We start from the raw sequence: 15,567 nt of genomic DNA, 5'->3' as shown, positions 1-15,567 counted from the left end.
CGATCGCCATCAGACCCGGCACGACCGTGTCCGGGTCTGATGGCGATCGGCGAGGCGGCCTGCGTCTCGGTGCACGGCGCCAACCGCCTGGGCTCCAACTCGCTGATCGACCTCGTGGTGTTCGGCCGCGCGGCGGGCCTGCGCTGCGCCGACATCGTCGAGGCCAACGGCCGGATCCCGGACGCGCCGAAGGAGGCGACCGACAAGGCGCTCAGCCGGCTCGACCGCTTCCGCTACGCCAACGGCGCGACGCCGACCGCGGAGCTGCGCCTCGAGATGCAGAAGACGATGCAGAACAACTGCGCGGTCTTCCGCACCGGCGAGGTGCTGGAGGAGGGCCGCGGCCTGATCAACAAGGTCTGGCACGCGGCCGCCGACATCAAGATCACCGACCGCTCGCTCGTCTGGAACACCGACCTCCTGGAGACCCTGGAGTTCGACAACCTGATCGGCCAGGCGGTGGTGACGATGGAATCGGCCGCCAACCGCAAGGAATCGCGCGGCGCGCACGCCCGCGAGGACTTCCCGGACCGCGACGACAAGGAGTGGATGAAGCACACCCTCTCCTGGCTCGACGAGAGCGCGCACCGGACCACGATCGATTACCGCCCGGTCCACACCTACACGATGTCGAACGAGATCCAGTACATCGAGCCGAAGGCGCGCGTGTACTGAGCCAACCTCCCGCCGCAGCTTCGGCTGCGGCGCGCCCGCGCCGGCCTCCACCCCTCTCACGCCCAGCTGACGGCCAATGCCCCGCGCTAGGCTCTGAGCCGACGAGGCCGGCCGCGAAGGCGCCCACCCAGTCACGGGAATTCCAGACACATGGCCCAGTTTTCCCTTCCCAAGAACTCGCAGGTCCGCGAGGGCAAGTCCTGGCCGGCGCCGGCCGGGGCCAAGAACCTGCAGACCTTCCGCATCTACCGCTGGAACCCGGACGACGGTGCCAACCCGCGCATCGACACCTATCAGGTCGATCGCGACGATTGCGGGCCGATGGTGCTCGACGCGCTCCTGTGGATCAAGAACAAGGTCGACTCGACTCTGGTCTTCCGCCGCTCCTGCCGCGAGGGCATCTGCGGCTCCTGCGCCATGAACATCGAGGGCCAGAACACCCTGGCCTGCACGATGGGCATCGACGAGTGCCGGAGCCCCGACAACGCGCTGCCGATCCTCACCCGCAAGGACAAGGACGGCGCGGTGCGGATCTACCCGCTGCCGCACATGCCGGTGCTGAAGGATCTGGTGCCCGACCTCACCAACTTCTTCGCCCAGCACGCGGCGATCGAGCCCTGGCTCCAGACCGAGACGCCCGCGCCCGAGACCGAGTGGCGCCAGACGCCGGAGGACCGCGCCCGCCTCGACGGCCTCTACGAGTGCATCCTGTGCGCCTGCTGCACCACGAGCTGCCCGAGCTACTGGTGGAACGGCGACCGCTTCCTCGGGCCCGCCGCCCTGCTCCAGGCCTATCGCTGGCTGATCGACTCGCGCGATGAGAACACCGGCGACCGGCTCGACAGCCTGCACGACCCGTTCCGGCTCTACCGCTGCCACACGATCATGAACTGCGCCAACACCTGCCCGAAGAACCTGAACCCGGCCAAGGCCATCGCCGAGATCAAGAAGATGATGGTCGAGCGCGAGGTCTGAGTTCCGTTTTTCAAAAGGGTCCCCGACCCTTCGGCGGGGTCCCGGGGCAGAGCCCCGGGTTGGAACCGCCGCCCCGGCAAAGCCGGGCTGGAGGCTCCAAATGCAGGGCTCTGCCCTTCACCCCCCCAAAGGTCTCAGACCTTTGGGATCCGTGACATGGGCCGATGCCTCGAACGGCCGGGGTGGCGACGCCCCGGCCGTTTCTCGTGGCACCTGCCGCGCGCGGCGCGGGTGAGGCAAGGCCGCCACAGGTGGGCGGAAATCCCCTGCCGCCCCCGCTTCCCGGATCCCCACGTCCGGCACCGCCTTGCGGGCATCGCAATTGATGGCGAGGGCAGGGGCCGCGCGCCATGAGGGGGCGCCCCATCGGGATCCGAGGTCGATGACGCGTCCGTTTCTGTCGACAACCGCCGTTCTGATGCTCGCCGCGAGCCTCGGCGCCTGCGCCTCGAAGCGCCTCGACGCCCCACGAACCCGCGGGCCGCAGGCCGCCCTCGACACCGCGGTGCCGGCGGTCCCCTCGGGCGCCGTGACCACGAGCCCGCTCGCGCCCCCGCCCGGCGTCGCCGCGGCGCCCGACGAGCCGGTCGTCGCCCCCGGCACGCAGGTCGCCGCCGCACCGCCCGCCTCGAACGTCATCCCGGAGCCCGTGGCGCCCCCGCCCGCCCCGCCGCCGGTCGTCGCCGGCGGCCGCTCGGCCGTGGTCGGCACCTGGGACGCGAAGGACGCCACCGGCGCGAGCTGCAAGGTCACCCTGTCGAGCGCTCCCGCCCTCGACCTCTACAAGGCGAGCGCCGGCGGCTGCCCGAACAAGGATCTCGCCAAGGTCTCGGCCTGGGATTTTCGCGATGGCGAGGTCTACCTGTACCAAGCCGGCGGCACCGTGGCGGCGCGCCTGCGCCAGGGCGGCGGCGCCCTCGACGGCCAGCTGACCAAGTCCGGCGCCTCCCTGGCGCTGGTGCGCTGAGCCCGTGCCGGCGCGCCCGCTGATCCTCTGGCCCGATCCGCGGCTGCGCCACGCTTGCGCGCCCGTCGAGACCTTCGATGCCGACCTGCGGGCGCTCGCCGAAGACCTGACGGCGAGCCTCGACGCCGCGATGGCGGCCGGGCTCACGGCGGCGCATATCGGTGAGCTGCGCCGCCTCGTGGTGCTGCGCCCCGAGCCCGGCGGTCCGGCGAGCGTCTACTGCAACCCGGAGGTGGTGGAGGCTGCACCCGAGCGCGTCGACGGCCGCGAGGGCAGCGTCTCGATGCCGGGCGTGGCCGATGCAATCGAGCGCGCAGCTTGGGTGCGGGTCCGCTACCGGGATCTCGACGGCGTCGAGCGAGAGGAGCGGGCCGAGGGGTTCCGTGCGGCCTGCCTCCAGCACGAGATCGACCAACTCGACGGCATCTTCTGGATCGAGCGCCTGTCCCGCCTGCGTCGCGAGCGCGTATTAAAGCGCTTTGCCAAGCTACGGGATGCAGGATAGCGCACAATAGTGTTGTCGGACCGGACGCCCTGCACGCAATAGATGGCTGATGTGTTGCGGCGGGGAGGAACCGCGCTTCCGTTCACGGGTTCGGCCCGCGGATACAGGAGCGTCCCGCCCATGCGCATCACGAACGTCGCAGACCTCGTCGTCGAGACCCTTCAGGAAGCGGGCGTCCGCCGCATCTTCGGCGTCGTCGGCGACAGCCTGAATGCCCTCACCGAGTCGATCCGGGCGCGGGGCACGATCGACTGGATCCACGTTCGCCACGAGGAGGCCGGCGCCTTCGCGGCCGGGGCCGAGGGCCAGATCACGGGACAGCTCACCGTCTGCGCCGGCTCCTGCGGGCCGGGCCACGTGCACCTGATCAACGGCCTCTACGATTGCCACCGCACGGGCGTGCCGGTGCTCGCCATCGCCGCCCACATCCCCTCGGCCGAGATCGGGTCCGGCTATTTCCAAGAGACGCACCCGACCGAGCTGTTCCGCGATTGCAGCCACTACTGCGAGCTGGTCTCGGACCCGGCCCAGCTTCCCTTCGTGCTGGAGAACGCGATCCGCGCCGCGATCGGCCAGCGGGGCGTCGCCGTCGTGGTGATCCCGGGCGACGTCGCCATGAAGGACGCGCCCAAGCGCAGCGTGACGCCCCGCGCCGGCCTGATCCCGCCGCGCCCCGTGGTGCGCCCGGCCGATTCCGAGCTCGACGCGCTGGCCAGCCTGCTCAACGGCTCGAAGCGCGTGACGCTCCTCTGCGGGCGCGGCTGCGCGGGCGCCCATGCCGAGCTGATGCAGCTCGCCGAGGCCCTGAAGAGCCCGATCGTGCACGCGCTCGGCGGCAAGGACCACGTCGAGTACGACAATCCCTACGACGTCGGCATGACCGGCCTGATCGGCTTCTCGTCGGGCTACGCCGCGATGATGGGCTGCGAGACCCTGCTGATGCTGGGCACGGCCTTCCCCTACAAGCAGTTCTACCCGCAGGACGCGAAGATCGCCCAGATCGACATCCGCCCGCACGAGCTCGGGCGGCGCTGCCGGCTCGATCTCGGCCTCGTGGGCGACGTGCGGGCGACGATCCAGGCCCTGTTGCCGAAACTCTCCGCCAAGGCGGACCGGTCCTGGCTCGAGGCCAGCCTCAAGCACTACGCCAAGGCCCGCGAGGGGCTGGACGAGCTCGCCACGGGTCGCCCGGGGAGCCGGCTGATCCACCCGCAATACCTCACCCGCGTGATCAGCGAGGCGGCCGCGGACGACGCCGTCTTCACGGCCGATGTCGGCACGCCGACCGTCTGGGCGGCGCGCTACCTGAGGATGAACGGGCGCCGCCGCCTCATCGGCTCCTGGGTCCACGGCTCGATGGCCAACGCCATGGCGCAGGGCATCGGCATCCAGGCGGCGGAGCCCAACCGGCAGGTCGTCGCGCTCGCGGGCGACGGTGGGTTCAGCATGCTGATGGGCGACTTCCTGACGCTCCGCCAGCACCGCCTGCCGCTGAAGGTGGTGGTGTTCAACAACGGCTCGCTCGGCTTCGTCGAGATGGAGATGAAGGCCGCGGGCTATCTCGAGACCGGCGTCGCCCTCGACAACCCGGATTTCGCCGCCATGTCGCGCGCCGCCGGCATCTTCGCCCTGCGCGTGGAGGATCCGGGTGACTTGGCCGGCGCCGTGAGGGAGTTCCTGGCCTTCGACGGCCCCTCGCTCCTCGACGTGACGGTGGCGCGCAACGAGCTATCGATCCCGCCGAAGATCGACGGCCAGCAGGTGAAGGGCTTCAGCCTCTACATGCTGCGCGCCGTGATGAGCGGACGCGGCGATTCCGTCCTCGACCTCGCCAAGACCAACCTCATCCGGTAGGGCGCAGCCCCCTCTCCCATAGGGCGAAGGGGCGTCGGGCGGTGAAACGGCCGCACGGATGGGCGTTTCCCAAGACGCCCGCGCTGCGCTAGACCCGGTGCGCCAGTTTCGAACCGTTCCACACGCGCACGTGAGCGGGGAGCTGGCGTGTCGGGAGCCGCCATGCGTATCGGACTGTTCGTCCCCTGCTACGTCGACGCCTTCGAGCCCGAGGTCGGCATCGCCACCCTGGAGCTCTTGGAGCGCTTCGGGCTCGACGTCGAATACCCCTACGACCAGACCTGCTGCGGCCAGCCGATGACCAATACCGGCTGCCACCAGGAGGCGGCGGCGACCGAGGCGCTCTTCGTCAAGAACTTCTCCGGGTTCGACTACGTGGTCGCCCCCTCGGGGAGCTGCGTGCATCAGGTGCGCGAGCACCTGACCGCGATCCCGCAGACCGAGGAGGTTCGCAAGGTCCGCGAGAGCACCTACGAGCTGGTCGAGTTCCTGCACGACGTGCTGAAGGTCGAGGCGCTGCCCTGGGCGCGCTTCCCGCACAAGGTGGCCTACCACGCCAACTGCAACGCGTTGCGCGGCATCGGGCATGCGCGCCCTTCCGAGCTGAACCTGCCCTATTTCTCGAAGCCCCTGAACCTGCTGCAGAAGGTCGAGGGCGTGGAGCTGGTCAACCTCGCCCGGCCGGACGAGTGCTGCGGCTTCGGCGGCACCTTCTCGGTCTTCGAGCCGGCGGTCTCGGCCAAGATGGGCTACGACAAAGTGGCCGACCAGAAGCGGGCCGGGGCGGAATACGTGGTCTCGGCGGATTCCTCCTGCCTGATGCACCAGAAGGGCTGCGCCGAGCGCCTCGGCCTGCCGCTCAAGTACATCCACATCGCCCAGGTCCTGAACGGAGCCGCCGCATGAGCGAGGAGCTTCACCCGCGCGAGCGCGAGGGGGTCGTCAACCCGGTCGTCCGCGCGCCCGACGACGAGAGCGAGCGCGGCCAGGACGGCCGCCGCCTCGACCACGCCGAGGGCACCTCGAAGCCGATCAAGGCCCCCGCCCAGCGCGAGCCCCAGCCCCGCGGCGCCAAGATCCGCGGCGACCGGCCGATCGACCAGGGCGAGGCCGCCGAGCGCTTCCTGGCCGCGCCGCTGCACGCCGCCGCCCACGACGAGCGCCTGTGGGATCTGCGCCGCAAGCGCGACAATGCCGCCCACGGCATCCCCGAATGGGAGGAGTTGCGCGAGCTGGCTTCCCAGATCAAGCAGCACACGCTCTCGAACCTCGACGCCTATCTCGAGCAGTTCGAGGCGGCGGCGAAGGCCAACGGCGTCCACGTGCACTGGGCGCGTGACGGGGCCGACCACAACCGGATCGTGCTCGGCATCCTGCGCGACCACGGCGCCAAGACGCTGGTGAAGTCGAAGTCGATGCTCACCGAGGAGTGCGGCTTTCGCCATTTCATGGAGGGCGAGGGCGTCGAGATCATCGAGACCGATCTCGGCGAGCGCATCCAGCAACTCGACAACGAGGAGCCGAGCCACGTCGTGGTGCCGGCCGCCCACAAGACCCGGTTCGACGTGGCGGAGGTCTTCGCCCGGACGCTCGGCACCGACCCCGACAACGACGATGCCCACTATCTCGCCGAGAGCCAGCGCGAGACCACGCGGCCCTACATCCTGAACGCCGATGCCGGCCTCACCGGCTGCAACTTCGCGGTGGCCGAGACCGGCACGGTGGTCACCTGCACCAACGAGGGCAATGCCGACCTCTCCGGCAACGTGCCCAAGCTCCAGATCCACTCGATCGGCATCGAGAAGCTGATCCCCTGCGTCGAGCATCTGGGGGTGTTCCTGCGCATCCTCGCCCGCTCGGCGCTCGGCTCGCCGATCACCCAGTACACCTCGCATTTCAGGGGGCCGCGGGCCGGCACCGAGATGCACTACGTGCTCGTCGACAACGGGCGCGCCGCGCGCCTCGGGATGGAGGCGTTCTGGACCTCGCTCAAATGCATCCGCTGCGGCGCCTGCATGAACACCTGCCCGGTCTACCGGCGCTCGGGCGGCCTCTCCTACGGCGCGACCTACGCCGGCCCGATCGGGCTGATCATCGACCCGACCTTCAACAAGCGCAAATACTCGACCCTGCCGTTCTCCTCGACGATGAACGGCTCCTGCACCAACGTCTGCCCGGTGAAGATCAACATCCACGAGCAGATCTTCGCCTGGCGCAAGGTGCTGGCCGAGGAGCACCAGATCCCGATGCTCAAGCAGGGCATGATGAAGGCCGCGGGCGCCGTGCTCTCCCGGCCCGCGGCCTACCGGGCGGCGATCGGCGCGGCGGATTCGGCGCTCAAGGTGCTGCCGCGCTTCGCCGTCTACAACCCGCTCAACACCTGGGGGAAGAAGCGCGAGATGCCCGACGCCCCGCGCCAGAGCTTCCACGCCTGGTACAAAGAGAACCGTATGAAGGACGGCGCGAAATGAGCGCGCGCGACGCTATCCTGGCCGAGATCCGGAAGAACCGCCCGGCGGGCGACCACCCGCTGCCCGAGGTGCCGCTGTTCACGCCGCTCGTCGGCGACGACCTCGTGGCCGAGTTCGGCGAGCGCCTGAAGCGCATGGGCGGGCGTATCGCCGAGCCCGGCGCGGATGACGTCTTCGCGGGCGTGCGCGAGCGGCTGGACGGGGCGAAGGTCGTGGCCTCCGCCGTGCCGGAACTCGCCGGCAACCGCGATCTCAAGGCGGTCGCCCGGCCGCGGGACGTGGACGACGTGGACGTGGCGGTGGTGCGCGCCGTGTTCGGCATCGCCGAGACGGGCTCGGTGCTGTTTACGCAAGATCAGCTCGTCGTGAACGCGGTCGCCTACCTCGCCCAGCACCTCGTCGTGCTGCTCGACCCCGCCGATATCCTGCCTAACGTTCAGGCAGCCTACCGGCGGCCGGAATTCGGGCAGGCGGCCTACGCGGTGCTGCATACGGGGCCGTCCGCCACCGCCGACATCGAGGGCGTGCTGATCCACGGGGCGCAGGGCGTGCGCTCCCTCACCGTGGTGCTTCAGCCGCGGGCAACGGCCTGAAACACGGGCGCTTTTCCGTGCAGAGATGCGCGGAACCGCGGGACGGGCGCGGTCTTTGCTCCGGCTGAGAACCGCCCCCGGCAAGGACCCGCGTCCCGATGCGCTACACCCTCGGCTGCACCCTGTCCTACAACATCCTCTCGGACACCACCTTCATCTTCAACCTGGAGGTGGCCAAGCTCCGGAGCGTCGAGATCCTGAGCGAGAGTCTCGTTCTCACGCCGAACCTCAAGCGCGATGTCTACATCACGCCGGATCTCCAGAACCGCTATCTCGGCGTCAACGTGCCGATGGGCCAGTTCTCGCTGGAGTACAACGCCGAGGTCGATCTGACCGTGCATCGGGCCGATCCGGCCACGATCAACGAGACGCCGATCGCCGAGCTTCCCCTCGACATCCTGCCCTTCCTGCTGCCGAGCCGTTTCGTCTCCTCGGACCGTCTGACGCCCTTCGCCCAGGCGGAGTTCGCGGCGCTCCCCAAGGGCCACCAGCGCGTCAACGCGATCTGCAACTGGATCCACGACCACATCACCTACCAGCCGGGCGCGAGCGACGGCGAGACCACGGCCGACGAGAGCCTGCTGAAGCGGGCCGGCGTCTGCCGCGACTTCGCGCATCTCGGCACCGCCTTCTGCCGGGCGCTCGGCATCCCGGCCCGCTTCGTGAGCTGCTACGCCCACGGCCTCGTGCCGAGCGACTTCCACGCGGTGTTCGAGGCCTATCTGGACGGGCGCTGGTGGCTGTTCGACGCCACGCGGCAGGCCGATCTCGACGGGCTGGTGCGCATCGGCGTCGGGCGGGACGCGGCCGAGATCGCCTTCTCGACGCCCTACGGCAACATGCAGCCGGTCAACCAGCAGATCCGCATCGTCCGCACGGACGGCCAGGGCAGCCCGCCCGTGCGCACCGTCGACGCGATCTCCACGGAGGTGCCGGCCCCGCACGCGGGCGCGGCGTAGCGGGATCCCGTCGTCCTGTGATCCCCGGCGCGGGTTCTCCCTCCCGCCTCTGCGGGGGAGGGAGAGCGCACGTGCTGGGAACGCCTGAGGGCAAGGGGCATCGCCAAGCGCGCCCGGTCTGATACGCTCAGCTGACGTCACGAGCCCGAGAGGTCCCCCGGATGGCCTACCGCCACGTCGTCGGCCCCCGAACCTGGGCCTTCGCCGACCTCGCCAGCCTGATGGCGAAGGCGACGCCGCCGCGCTCGGGCGACCGGCTCGCCGGCATCGCGGCGGAGTCGGCCGAGGAGAGCTGGGCCGCCCGCTGGTGCCTCGCCGAGGTGCCGCTGAAGGAGATCCTGGCCCGGCCGCTGATCCCCTACGAGGCCGACGCCGTCACCCGCCTGATCCTCGACACGCACGACGCGGCCGCCTTCGCGGAGATCGGCCACCTCACGGTCGGCGATTTTCGCGAGTTCCTGCTCATGGCCTCCCCGGAGGCGCTCACCGGGATCGCTCCGGCGGTGACGCCGGAGATTGCCGCGGCGGTCTCGAAGATCATGCGCAACCAGGACCTGATCCTGGTTGCCCGCAAGTGCAGGGTCGTCACGAAGTTCCGCAACACGATCGGCCTGCCCGGCACGCTGGCGGTGCGGCTGCAGCCGAACCACCCGACCGACGACCCGGCCGGCATCACCGCGGCGATCCTCGACGGCCTGTCCTACGGCTGCGGCGACGCGGTGATCGGCATCAACCCGGCCTCGGACTCGGTCCAGGCACTCGGGGACCTGCTCCATCTCCTCGACGAATTGATCCAGCGCCACGCCATCCCGACGCAATCCTGCGTCCTCACCCACGTCACCACCACGCTGGAGGCGATGGGGCGCGGCCTGCCGGTCGATCTGGTCTTCCAGTCGATCGCCGGCACCGAGGCCGCCAATGCCAGCTTCGGCGTCACGCTCGACCTGCTGGAGGAGGCCCACGACGCGATGCGCGCACTCAAGCGCGGCACGCTCGGCGACAACGGGATGTATTTCGAGACCGGTCAGGGCTCCTGCCTCTCGGCGAACGCCCATCACGGCATCGACCAGCAGACCCTGGAGGCCCGCGCCTACGCGGTGGCGCGCCCGTTCCGGCCGCTCCTCGTCAACACGGTGGTGGGCTTCATCGGGCCCGAATACCTCTACGACGGCAAGGAGATCATCCGGGCGGGACTGGAGGACCATTTCTGCGGCAAGCTGATGGGCGTGCCGCTGGGGGTCGACGTCTGCTACACCAACCACGCCGAGGCCGATCAGGACGACATGGACACGCTCCTGACGCTGCTAGGGGCGGCCGGCTGCACCTACATCATGGGCGTGCCGGGCGCCGACGACGTGATGCTGAACTACCAGTCCACCGCCTTCCACGACTCGCTCTACCTGCGCGAGGTGCTGGGCCTGAAGCGCGCGCCCGAGTTCGAGGCTTGGCTCCACGCGATCGGCTTGACGGACGGGGCCGGCACCCTGCTGACCGGCGCGCAGAACCGCCTGCTCGCCGACGCACCGGAGCTCGCCGCGTGAGCGATCAGGCCGAGATCTGGGCGCGGCTCGCCCGGCTCACCCCCGCCCGGATCGGCCTGGGCCGGGCCGGCAGCGGCCAGACCACCCGCAGCGTGCTCGGCTTCGGCCTCGCGCACGCCCAGGCGCGGGACGCCGTGCACACCCCGATGGACGCGGAGGCGATCCGGGCCGGGATCGAAGCGCTCGGCCTGTCCACCCTCGCGGCCGCCTCGCGGGCGGAGGACCGCGCCACCTACCTGCGCCGGCCCGATCTCGGCCGCAGCCTCGCCCGGACAAGTCGCGACGCGCTCGCGGCGGCGGCCGGTGAAACGCACGACCTCGCCCTCGTTGTCGCGGACGGACTCTCGGCCCGGGCGATCCACGAGAACGCCGTGCCTTTCCTCGAAGCCTTCCGCCCCCGCGCCGACGAGGCCGGCTGGCGCCTCGCGCCGGTGGTCGTCGCCACCCAGGCCCGCGTGGCGCTGGGCGATGCCGTCGGCGAGGCCCTGCGGGCGCGGGCAGTCGCGGTGCTGATCGGCGAGCGGCCGGGCCTGTCCTCCCCCGACAGCCTCGGGATCTACCTGACCTTCGGGCCTCGCCCCGGCCGGTCGGATGCCGAGCGCAACTGCATCTCGAACGTGCGCGCGGCCGGCCTCGCCCCGGACAAGGCGGCCTTCCGGCTCGCCTGGCTGCTCGATCAGGCGCTCGCCCGCGGCCTCACCGGCGTGCACCTGAAGGACGAGAGCGACCGCGTCCTCGAGGCTCCCGATCGTCCGGCGGCGCTGCCCCAAGGTTAACCCGGATCCTCATCCGTATTCGAGGGCTCAAGCGTGGCTGTGGCGAGGTCGCAACACCGCGAAAGCATCCCGGGTTTGCCCCGAGTGCTGCCCCGAACCGCCCCGTTCCCGCCATAAACCGGGACCACCTCAGCATCGGCGGTAAACGGCAGATTCTGCAACGCTTTACCGCGCTGTTGCGAGGGATTCCGGACAGCGTTTGAGCCCTTCGCGCATCGCCGCAAGGCGATGTGGAACGGCCGCGCGCACCCCACATCCGGAATCGTCGCTGAGTACGGACAGGGCCCGGGTCATGGACGCGCGCGTGAACGACAAGTCGAAGCTGCCCAGCCGGCACGTGACCGAGGGTCCCGACCGCGCGCCGCACCGCTCGTATCTCTACGCCATGGGCCTGACCCGCGAGCAGATCCACCAGCCGCTCGTCGGCGTCGCCTCGTGCTGGAACGAGGCCGCCCCCTGCAACATCTCGCTGATGCGCCAGGCCCAGGCCGTGAAGAAGGGCGTCTCGGCCGCCCACGGCACGCCGCGCGAGTTCTGCACCATCACGGTCACAGACGGCATCGCCATGGGCCATGCCGGCATGCGCGCCTCGCTGCCCTCCCGCGAGGTCATCGCGGACTCGGTCGAGCTGACCATGCGCGGCCACGCCTACGACGCGCTGGTGGGGCTTGCCGGCTGCGACAAGTCGCTGCCCGGCATGATGATGGCGATGGTGCGCCTCAACGTGCCGTCGATCTTCATCTACGGCGGCTCGATCCTGCCCGGCTCCTTCCGGGGCAAGCCGGTCACCGTGCAGGACCTGTTCGAGGCGGTCGGCAAGGTCGCGGTCGGCGACATGAGCCTCGAAGACCTCGACGAGCTGGAGCAGGTCGCCTGCCCGTCGGCCGGCGCCTGCGGCGCGCAGTTCACGGCTAACACCATGGCGACGGTCTCCGAGGCGATCGGCCTCGCGCTGCCCTACTCGGCGGGCGCCCCGGCGCCCTACGAGATCCGCGACAAGTTCTGCGCGGCGGCCGGCGAGACGATCATGGAGCTCATCGCCAAGAACATCCGCCCGCGCGACATCGTCACCCGCAAGGCGCTGGAGAACGCCGCCGCGACGGTCGCGGCCTCGGGCGGCTCGACCAACGCGGCCCTGCACCTGCCGGCGATCGCCCACGAGTGCGGCATCGAATTCACGCTCTTCGACGTGGCCGAGATCTTCCGGCGCACGCCCTACATCGCCGACCTCAAGCCCGGCGGGCGCTACGTCGCCAAGGACATGTTCGAGGTCGGCGGCATCCCGCTCCTGATGAAGACGCTCCTCGACCACGGGTATCTCCACGGCGACTGCCTGACGGTGACCGGCCGCACCATCGCGGAGAACCTCGAGAAGGTGGCCTGGAACCCGGACCAGGACGTGGTCCGCCCGGCCAACGCCCCGATCACCCCGACCGGCGGCGTGGTGGGCCTCCGGGGCAACCTCGCCCCCGAGGGCGCGATCGTGAAGGTCGCAGGAATCCCCGCCGAAGGCCAAGTCTTCACGGGCCCCGCCCGCGTGTTCGACGGCGAGGAGGCCTGCTTCCAGGCGGTGCAGAGCCGCGCCTACAAGGAGGGCGAGGTTCTGGTGATCCGCTACGAGGGCCCCCGCGGCGGCCCCGGCATGCGCGAGATGCTCTCGACCACCGCCGCCCTCTACGGCCAGGGCATGGGCGACAAGGTCGCGCTGATCACGGACGGGCGCTTCTCGGGCGCCACCCGCGGCTTCTGCGTGGGCCATGTCGGGCCCGAGGCCGCGGTCGGCGGGCCGATCGGCCTGATCCGCGACGGCGACCTGATCACGCTCGACGCGATCAAGGGCACGCTCGACGTCGCTCTGTCGGACGCGGAGCTGGCCGAGCGCCGCAAGGCCTGGGCCCCGCGCCCGAACAACGCGACCTCCGGCTATCTCTGGAAATACGCGCAGGGCGTCGGCCCTGCGGTGACCGGCGCCGTGACCCATCCGGGCGGCGCCAAGGAGACGCAGACCTATGCGGACGTCTAGGACTGACCTCAGCCGGCCCGCGCGGCCGGCCGGGGCCGATCCGTGTCGGCCTCGGGCCTGCGAGATGCTGCGCCTCTTCGGTTTCGCGGGGCTCGCCGCCGCGATGACGCTCGCCTCCGTCCCGGCCCCGCGCGCTCTCGACGCCGCCGCGCGCACGCCCGTGGCGGAGAAGAGCTACCGCTCGGCCAAGGACGCCCTGCGCGCGGGCGTGCGCGAGTACAACGCGGGCGACAAGGAGGGCGCGGCGCGCGCCCTCGAGTACGCCGCGGGCCAGGGCCACGCCCTGGCCCTGTGGAAGCTCGGCCGCATGTACGCGGACGGGGACGGCGTGCCGCACGACGACCTCAAGGCCTTCGAGTACTTCTCGCGCATCGCCGACGCGGGCACGGACGACGCCCCGGACGCGCAGATCTCGGGCGTGACCGCCAGCGCCTTCAACGCGCTCGGCGCCTACTTCCTCGACGGGATCAAGGGCACCTACGTGCGCCCGAACCCGTCGCGGGCCTACGACATGTTCAACTACGCGGCGTCCTATTTCGGCGACCCGAACGCGCAGTACAACCTCGCCCGCCTCTACCTGGAGGGGACCGGCGTCGATGCCGACGCCCGGCAGGCGGCGCGCTGGTTCAACCTCGCGGCGGAGAAGGGTCACCATCCGGCCCAGGCGCTCTTGGGCGACATCCTGGTCAACGGGATGGGCGGCGTGCCGGTGCAGCGGGTGCGCGGCCTGATGTGGCTGGCGCTCGCCCGCGAGGGCGCGCAGGGGCGCAAGGACGAGTGGATCGTCACGCTCTACGAGAAGAACTGGGCGGCCGCGAGCGAGGACGACCGCGCCGACGCGCAGGCCCAGATGCAGACCGTGGGGTCGATCAAGCGGAGGCGGTGACAAGCCGCCTCCGCGCCGAGGAACGGGATCAGGCGTAGTCCACGCCCGCGAAGGTGAGCCCGCAGGCCGGGGCCAGCGGGCCGCAGCGGTGCTTGGCCTTCGTGGCCAGGATCTCGGCGACGTCGTCGGCCGTGAGACGTCGCGAGCCCGCCAGCATCAGCGTGCCGACCATCGCCCGCACCTGATGGTGCAGGAAGGAGCGCGCCGCGGCCGCCACCACGATCTCGTCGAACAGGCCGAAGCGCACGCGCGCCACGTCGAGCTGCTCCAGGGTCCGCACGGGGCTGTTCGCCTGGCACTCCGCCGCCCGGAAGGCCGAGAAGTCGTGCCGCCCGAGGAGGCGCTGGGCGGCCGCGTGCATCAGCTCCGCGTCGAGCGCCCAGGGCACCTGCCAGACATGGGCGCGGGTCAGCGCCGCGGGGCTGCGCCGGTTGAGGATGCGGTAGCGGTAGTGCCGCCGCACCGCCGAGTGCCGCGCGTCGAAGCTCTCCGGCACGCTCTCGGCCGAGAGCACCGCCACGGGCTGGGGCCGCAGATGGGCGTTCAGCGCGTCCCGCACGGTATCGGTGCGCCACGCCTTGGCGAGGTCGAGATGCGCGACCTGGCCGATCGCGTGCACCCCCGCATCGGTGCGCCCGGCGCAGGTGAGCCGCACGGCCTCGCCCGAGAAGCGCAGCACCGCCTGTTCGAGGGCGGCCTGAACGGTCGGGTCCTCCGCCTGCCGCTGCCAGCCGCAGAAGGGCGCACCGTCGTACTCGATGACGAGCTTGTAGCGGGGCATGTCAGCCCGCGAGCCGCGCGCCGGGCTCCAGCCGCGCCCCGCGCAGGAACTCGGCGCCGCTGGCCGCGCCACCCTTGCCGGCGCGGCGGAGTTCGAGGAGGCGCACCGCGCCCGTTCCGCAGGCCACCGTGCAGTCGCCGTCGAGGAGGGTGCCCGGCGCGCCGGAGCCATCTGTGGGGAGCGCCCGCAGCACCTTCACGCGCTCCATCCCCTTGCCGAGGTCGGCCTCGAAGAAGGCGCCGGGGAAGGGCGACAGGCCGTTGACCTGCCGGGCCACCGCCTCAGCAGGCAGGGACCAGTCGATCCGCGCCTCGTCGTTCGTGATCTTGTGGGCATAGACGACGCCGTCCTCCGGCTGCGGCGCGAAGGCGAGGTCGCCCGCCTCCAGGTGCCGGAGCGCCCGCGCCATCAGGTCGGCGCCCAAGGGCATCAGGGCGTCGTGCAACTCGCCCGCGGTCAGGCCGGGGGTGATCGGCACCCGGGCCTCCAGGGCGACGGGCCCGGTATCGAGCCCGGCCTCCATGCGCATCACCCCGACGCCGCTCTCGGCATCGCCCGCCA

The 15,567-nt window shown here is 71.0% G+C and carries 15 protein-coding genes; 13 read left to right on the top strand and 2 right to left on the bottom strand.

From position 1 onward, the window contains the following. From MFF54_RS24880 to MFF54_RS24820, 13 genes are all read left to right on the top strand, one after another. Window positions 1-675 (top strand): FAD-binding protein (locus tag MFF54_RS24880; RefSeq protein WP_238306884.1); only part of this gene is annotated, 675 nt, incomplete at its 5' end. 150 nt (window positions 676-825) lie between these two features. Next, a complete protein-coding gene (locus MFF54_RS24875) occupies window positions 826-1,650 on the top strand; it encodes a succinate dehydrogenase iron-sulfur subunit (RefSeq protein WP_238306883.1) in 825 nt (274 codons plus the stop codon). A 382-nt stretch (window positions 1,651-2,032) separates the two neighbouring features. Continuing rightward, window positions 2,033-2,617: an AprI/Inh family metalloprotease inhibitor gene (locus MFF54_RS24870; protein ID WP_238306882.1), complete on the top strand. Its 585-nt coding sequence runs from the start codon at window positions 2,033-2,035 to the stop codon at window positions 2,615-2,617. Window positions 2,618-2,621: 4 nt separating this feature from the next. After that, window positions 2,622-3,122, top strand: a complete 501-nt coding sequence (locus MFF54_RS24865) for a peptide deformylase (RefSeq protein WP_238306881.1) — start codon at window positions 2,622-2,624, stop codon at window positions 3,120-3,122. A 120-nt stretch (window positions 3,123-3,242) separates the two neighbouring features. Next, window positions 3,243-4,976 carry a ubiquinone-dependent pyruvate dehydrogenase gene (poxB, locus tag MFF54_RS24860; RefSeq protein ID WP_238306880.1) on the top strand — a complete coding sequence of 578 codons (1,734 nt, stop codon included), beginning with the start codon at window positions 3,243-3,245 and terminating at the stop codon, window positions 4,974-4,976. Window positions 4,977-5,138: 162 nt separating this feature from the next. Further along, window positions 5,139-5,882, top strand: a complete 744-nt coding sequence (locus MFF54_RS24855) for a (Fe-S)-binding protein (RefSeq protein WP_238306879.1) — start codon at window positions 5,139-5,141, stop codon at window positions 5,880-5,882. Next, a complete protein-coding gene (locus MFF54_RS24850) occupies window positions 5,879-7,447 on the top strand; it encodes a lactate utilization protein B (protein WP_238306878.1) in 1,569 nt (522 codons plus the stop codon). The genes MFF54_RS24855 and MFF54_RS24850 overlap by 4 nt, the downstream gene beginning before the upstream one ends. Then, window positions 7,444-8,040, top strand: a complete 597-nt coding sequence (locus MFF54_RS24845; RefSeq protein ID WP_238306877.1) for a LutC/YkgG family protein — start codon at window positions 7,444-7,446, stop codon at window positions 8,038-8,040. The genes MFF54_RS24850 and MFF54_RS24845 overlap by 4 nt, the downstream gene beginning before the upstream one ends. Before the next feature lie 98 nt (window positions 8,041-8,138). Then, window positions 8,139-8,999 (top strand): transglutaminase-like domain-containing protein, encoded by an 861-nt coding sequence (locus MFF54_RS24840; protein WP_238306876.1) that lies wholly within the window; start codon window positions 8,139-8,141, stop codon window positions 8,997-8,999. 161 nt (window positions 9,000-9,160) lie between these two features. Then, window positions 9,161-10,540, top strand: a complete 1,380-nt coding sequence (locus MFF54_RS24835) for an ethanolamine ammonia-lyase subunit EutB (protein WP_238306875.1) — start codon at window positions 9,161-9,163, stop codon at window positions 10,538-10,540. After that, the gene (gene eutC, locus MFF54_RS24830; protein ID WP_238306874.1) at window positions 10,537-11,316 is read left to right on the top strand and encodes an ethanolamine ammonia-lyase subunit EutC; all 780 of its coding nucleotides are present in this window, start codon (window positions 10,537-10,539) and stop codon (window positions 11,314-11,316) included. Before MFF54_RS24835 ends, eutC begins: the two co-directional genes overlap by 4 nt. A gap of 292 nt (window positions 11,317-11,608) precedes the next feature. Beyond that, window positions 11,609-13,339, top strand: a complete 1,731-nt coding sequence (ilvD, locus tag MFF54_RS24825) for a dihydroxy-acid dehydratase (protein ID WP_238306873.1) — start codon at window positions 11,609-11,611, stop codon at window positions 13,337-13,339. Then, a complete protein-coding gene (locus tag MFF54_RS24820) occupies window positions 13,326-14,225 on the top strand; it encodes a tetratricopeptide repeat protein (RefSeq protein WP_238306872.1) in 900 nt (299 codons plus the stop codon). Before ilvD ends, MFF54_RS24820 begins: the two co-directional genes overlap by 14 nt. 28 nt (window positions 14,226-14,253) lie before the next feature. On the opposite strand, the gene truA is transcribed toward MFF54_RS24820, so the two are convergent. Then, a complete protein-coding gene (gene truA / locus MFF54_RS24815) occupies window positions 14,254-15,006 on the bottom strand; it encodes a tRNA pseudouridine(38-40) synthase TruA (RefSeq protein ID WP_238306871.1) in 753 nt (250 codons plus the stop codon). 1 nt (window position 15,007) lies between these two features. Further along, window positions 15,008-15,567, bottom strand: a 560-nt coding sequence (locus tag MFF54_RS24810) for a methionyl-tRNA formyltransferase (RefSeq protein ID WP_283206318.1), incomplete at its 5' end; no start/stop codon positions are given.

This window comes from Methylobacterium gregans, from assembly GCF_022179245.1.
Lineage (GTDB): Bacteria > Pseudomonadota > Alphaproteobacteria > Rhizobiales > Beijerinckiaceae > Methylobacterium > Methylobacterium gregans.
The sequence above is the reverse complement of the archived record's forward strand: the minus strand, read 5'-3'. Positions and strand labels throughout refer to the sequence as shown.